The organism is Subtercola boreus, assembly GCF_003399625.1.
In the GTDB taxonomy this organism is placed as follows: Bacteria; Actinomycetota; Actinomycetes; order Actinomycetales; family Microbacteriaceae; genus Subtercola; species Subtercola boreus_C.
The window spans coordinates 1-5,631 of record NZ_NBXA01000010.1 but is presented as its reverse complement, the minus strand read 5'-3'; the positions used below and the strand labels follow the sequence as shown (position 1 = coordinate 5,631).

3 rRNA genes are annotated in these 5,631 nt (G+C 53.8%); all 3 read right to left on the bottom strand.

Annotated elements, in window-relative coordinates:
- Nucleotides 1–8: 8 nt before the first annotated feature.
- Nucleotides 9–125: ribosomal RNA gene (gene rrf, locus B7R21_RS05475) — 5S ribosomal RNA — on the bottom strand.
- 175 nt (nt 126–300) lie between these two features.
- Nucleotides 301–3,421: ribosomal RNA gene (locus B7R21_RS05470) — 23S ribosomal RNA — on the bottom strand.
- Nucleotides 3,422–3,889: 468 nt separating this feature from the next.
- Nucleotides 3,890–5,415, bottom strand: a 16S ribosomal RNA gene (locus B7R21_RS05465).
- Together the 16S, 23S and 5S rRNA genes form the textbook arrangement of a ribosomal RNA operon.
- Nucleotides 5,416–5,631 lie beyond the last annotated feature (216 nt).

Sequence of the window (5,631 nt, the reverse complement as noted above, 5' to 3'; positions counted from 1 at the left end):
TAATGTGGGTCCGGCGGTGTCCTACTCTCCCACAAGGTCTCCCTTGCAGTACCATCGGCGCTGAGAGTCTTAGCTTCCGGGTTCGGAATGTTGCCGGGCGTTTCCCTCTCGCTATGGCCGCCGAAACACTGTCGACGTTCTACGGTCTGGGTGCTCCTGCAGTTGCTGCAGTATTCAGTTGTGTGCCCCCATGTGTGGGGGCGGTTTCCGACCGTATGTCGGGAACCACAGAGTGGACGCGAGTGTTTTTGTTGCGCAGATCACTTTCAGCCACACCCAATCAGATCAGGGGTGGTGGTGTTTGTGAAGTTATCGGCTTATTAGTACAGGTCAGCTCCACACCTCGTTAGTTGGTGCTTCCACATCCTGCCTATCAACCCAGTAGTCTCCTGGGAGCCTCTCACCATGAATGGTATGGAAATCTCATCTTGAAGCCGGCTTCCCGCTTAGATGCTTTCAGCGGTTATCCGTTCCGAACGTAGCTAATCAGCGGTGCACTTGGCAGTACAACTGACACACCAGAGGTTCGTCCATCCCGGTCCTCTCGTACTAGGGATAGCTCTCCTCAAATTTCCTGCGCGCGCAGAGGATAGGGACCGAACTGTCTCACGACGTTCTAAACCCAGCTCGCGTACCGCTTTAATGGGCGAACAGCCCAACCCTTGGGACCTACTCCAGCCCCAGGATGCGACGAGCCGACATCGAGGTGCCAAACCATGCCGTCGATATGGACTCTTGGGCAAGATCAGCCTGTTATCCCCGAGGTACCTTTTATCCGTTGAGCGACAGCGCTTCCACAAGCCACTGCCGGATCACTAGTCCCGACTTTCGTCCCTGCTCGACTTGTCAGTCTCACAGTCAAGCTCCCTTGTGCACTTACACTCGCCACCTGATTGCCAACCAGGTTGAGGGAACCTTTGGGCGCCTCCGTTACTCTTTAGGAGGCAACCGCCCCAGTTAAACTACCCACCATGCACTGTCCCAGAACCGGATTACGGTTCGTAGTTAGATATCCAGAGTGACCAGAGTGGTATTTCAACAATGACTCCACCAGCACTAGCGTGCCCGCTTCACAGTCTCCCACCTATCCTACACAAGCCACACCGAACACCAATACAAAGCTATAGTAAAGGTCACGGGGTCTTTCCGTCCTTCTGCGCGTAACGAGCATCTTTACTCGTAGTGCAATTTCGCCGAGTTCGCGGTTGAGACAGCTGGGAAGTCGTTACGCCATTCGTGCAGGTCGGAACTTACCCGACAAGGAATTTCGCTACCTTAGGATGGTTATAGTTACCACCGCCGTTTACTGGGGCTTAAATTCTGGGCTTCGCCTTGCGGCTAACTCTTCCTCTTAACCTTCCAGCACCGGGCAGGCGTCAGTCCGTATACATCGTCTTGCGACTTGGCACGGACCTGTGTTTTTAGTAAACAGTCGCTTCCCACTGGTCTCTGCGGCCCTATCACGCTCCCGAAGCAAGTTCGTTCACGATTGGGGCCCCCCTTCTCCCGAAGTTACGGGGGCATTTTGCCGAGTTCCTTAACCACGATTCTCTCGATCTCCTTAGTATTCTCTACCTGATCACCTGAGTCGGTTTGGGGTACGGGCACATGGAACCTCGCGCCGATGCTTTTCTTGGCAGCAGACGATCACTGATTTCCCCACTGAAGGGTACCCATCGAGTCTCAACCTTATATGAGGGGCGGATTTGCCTACCCCTCGGCCTACATTCTTAGACCGGGACAACCATCGCCCGGCTCAGCTACGTTCCTGCGTCACACCTGTTAATACGCTAACCGCACCACCATAGGGTCACACGCTACGTCCACCCCTCTCACCCCGAAGGGATCAATAAGGTGGGTTTCAGATGTTTAGCATTAGTGGATTGGCTTGGACGGTTCTTCTGCGGTACGGGAATGTCAACCCGTTGTCCATCGACTACGCCTGTCGGCCTCGCCTTAGGTCCCGACTTACCCAGGGCGGATTAGCCTGGCCCTGGAAACCTTGATCTTTCGGAGGACGGGTTTCTCACCCGTCTTTCGCTACTCATGCCTGCATTCTCACTCGTGTGGCCTCCACGGCTGGTTTACACCGCCGCTTCGCTGGCCACACGACGCTCTCCTACCCATCCATACGGCTGGACCACGAAGGCCTGCCAAAAATATAAATGCCACAACTTCGGTGGCGTGCTTGAGCCCCGTTACATTGTCGGCGCGGAATCACTTGACCAGTGAGCTATTACGCACTCTTTCAAGGGTGGCTGCTTCTAAGCCAACCTCCTGGTTGTCTATGCAACTCCACATCCTTTCCCACTTAGCACGCGCTTAGGGACCTTAGATGGTGGTCTGGGTTGTTTCCCTCTCGACGATGAAGCTTATCCCCCACCGTCTCACTGCTGCGCTCTCACTTACCGGCATTCGGAGTTTGGCTAACGTCAGTAACCTTTTAGGGCCCATCGGCTATCCAGTAGCTCTACCTCCGGCAAGAAACACGCAACGCTGCACCTAAATGCATTTCGGAGAGAACCAGCTATCACGAAGTTTGATTGGCCTTTCACCCCTATCCACAGCTCATCCCCTCCATTTTCAACTGAAGTGGGTTCGGTCCTCCACGACGTCTTACCGTCGCTTCAACCTGGCCATGGATAGATCACTTCGCTTCGGGTCTAGAACCAGCGACTCAAACGCTCTATTCGAACTCGCTTTCGCTACGCATTCCCCTCACGGGTTAAGCTCGCCACTGATCACTAACTCGCAGGCTCATTCTTCAAAAGGCACGCCGTCACACCAACAAAGGGCGCTCCGACGGCTTGTAAGCAAACGGTTTCAGGTACTATTTCACTCCCCTCCCGGGGTACTTTTCACCTTTCCCTCACGGTACTTGTTCACTATCGGTCATCTGGGAGTATTTAGGCTTATCAGGTGGTCCTGACAGATTCACGCGGGATTTCTCGGGCCCCGCGATACTTGGGATACTCACCGAGCCATAACTACATTTCGACTACAGGGCTGGCACCTGCTACGGCTGGGCTTTCAATCCCATTCGTCTATATAGCGCTGTAACTCTCGCAGTACGGCAGTAACTGCAGGCAAGTCCCACAACCCCGAACATGCAACGCCTGCCGGCTATCACACATGAACGGTTTAGCCTGTTCCGGTTTCGCTCGCCACTACTCACGGAATCACTATTGTTTTCTCTTCCTGAGGGTACTGAGATGTTTCACTTCCCCCCGTTCCCTCTACCCGCCCTATATATTCAGGCGGGAGTCACCAGGTCACCCAAAGGGCCTGGCGGGGTTTCCCCATTCGGAAACCCTCGGATCACAGCTCTATTATCAGCTCCCCGAGGCTTATCGCAGATTTATACGTCCTTCTTCGGCTCCAGATGCCAAGGCATTCACCGTTTGCTCTTAAAAACTTCTCAAACAAAATTTGCACAACAAAGACCAATGCTTTCACCCAACTCCCGAAGGAATCAGGCTGAACATTGATTACCAGTCCACAAAGAGACCCTCGAAAGGATCCAATTGCGACTGGAGATGCTCGCGTCCACTGTGTAGTTCTCAAAATACGGGCGGTACCCCAAACAATCCGAAACAGACGTTTCGAACCGAAATGAGGTCCAGAGTTATGAGTCAACCCACCCGACGCGATAAACCACGACGAAAAGGCTGCCCGGTCCCTCAGGACCCAACAGCGTGCACAACACGGTTACTCAACCCAACCCCCTTCCAAACCAGCCCCCGAAGGAACCAGTCGTACTAACGACTGAACAAGCACTACGCGAATGTCAAATGTTCCACCCATGAGCGCCACCAACAGATAACTTCCGTTGAAATGACTGTCACTGCGATTCCGCTGTATACAGACGGACAGTGAACGTGCTCCTTAGAAAGGAGGTGATCCAGCCGCACCTTCCGGTACGGCTACCTTGTTACGACTTAGTCCTAATCACCAATCCCACCTTAGACAGCTCCCTCCCGAAGGTTAGGCCACTGGCGTTGGGTGTTACCGACTTTCATGACTTGACGGGCGGTGTGTACAAGGCCCGGGAACGTATTCACCGCAGCGTTGCTGATCTGCGATTACTAGCGACTCCGACTTCATGAGGTCGAGTTGCAGACCTCAATCCGAACTGAGACCGGCTTTTTGGGATTCGCTCCACCTTACGGTATCGCAGCCCTTTGTACCGGCCATTGTAGCATGCGTGAAGCCCAAGACATAAGGGGCATGATGATTTGACGTCATCCCCACCTTCCTCCGAGTTGACCCCGGCAGTCTCCTATGAGTTCCCACCATAACGTGCTGGCAACATAGAACGAGGGTTGCGCTCGTTGCGGGACTTAACCCAACATCTCACGACACGAGCTGACGACAACCATGCACCACCTGTAAACGAGTGTCCAAAGAGTTGATCATTTCTGACCCGTTCTCGTTCATGTCAAGCCTTGGTAAGGTTCTTCGCGTTGCATCGAATTAATCCGCATGCTCCGCCGCTTGTGCGGGCCCCCGTCAATTCCTTTGAGTTTTAGCCTTGCGGCCGTACTCCCCAGGCGGGGAACTTAATGCGTTAGCTGCGACACAGAAACCGTGGAATGGTCCCTACATCTAGTTCCCAACGTTTACGGCATGGACTACCAGGGTATCTAATCCTGTTCGCTCCCCATGCTTTCGCTCCTCAGCGTCAGTTACGGCCCAGAGATCTGCCTTCGCCATCGGTGTTCCTCCTGATATCTGCGCATTCCACCGCTACACCAGGAATTCCAATCTCCCCTACCGCACTCTAGTCTGCCCGTACCCACTGCAGGCTGGAGGTTGAGCCTCCAGTTTTCACAGCAGACGCGACAAACCGCCTACGAGCTCTTTACGCCCAATAATTCCGGACAACGCTTGCACCCTACGTATTACCGCGGCTGCTGGCACGTAGTTAGCCGGTGCTTTTTCTGCAAGTACCGTCAAACCGAAGTTCTTCTTCCTTACTAAAAGAGGTTTACAACCCGAAGGCCGTCATCCCTCACGCGGCGTTGCTGCATCAGGCTTTCGCCCATTGTGCAATATTCCCCACTGCTGCCTCCCGTAGGAGTCTGGGCCGTGTCTCAGTCCCAGTGTGGCCGGTCACCCTCTCAGGCCGGCTACCCGTCGTAGGCTTGGTGAGCCATTACCTCACCAACAACCTGATAGGCCGCGAGTCCATCCTTGACCAAAAAATCTTTCCACAACCAGAACAGGCGTTCGGTCGTCATATCCGGTATTAGACGTCGTTTCCAACGCTTATCCCAGAGTCAAGGGCAGGTTACTCACGTGTTACTCACCCGTTCGCCACTAATCCGCTAAGCAAGCTCAGCATCATCGTTCGACTTGCATGTGTTAAGCACGCCGCCAGCGTTCGTCCTGAGCCAGGATCAAACTCTCCGTAAATGCTTACGCGCCAACCAGACAACGGGAATCGATGACTGACTGACAAGTTCGATACTGACAGAACAAATCATTACTGACTTGCTTGTCCGTAAACCCTCCCAAAGAAGGGCCTACTAATTTCAATTTCCCAAAGGAACCCGGACACCAAAAAGGTGCCACGGGGATTTGGCATTTGACAATGTGCACGCTGTTGAGTTCTCAAAGATCGGACGCTCC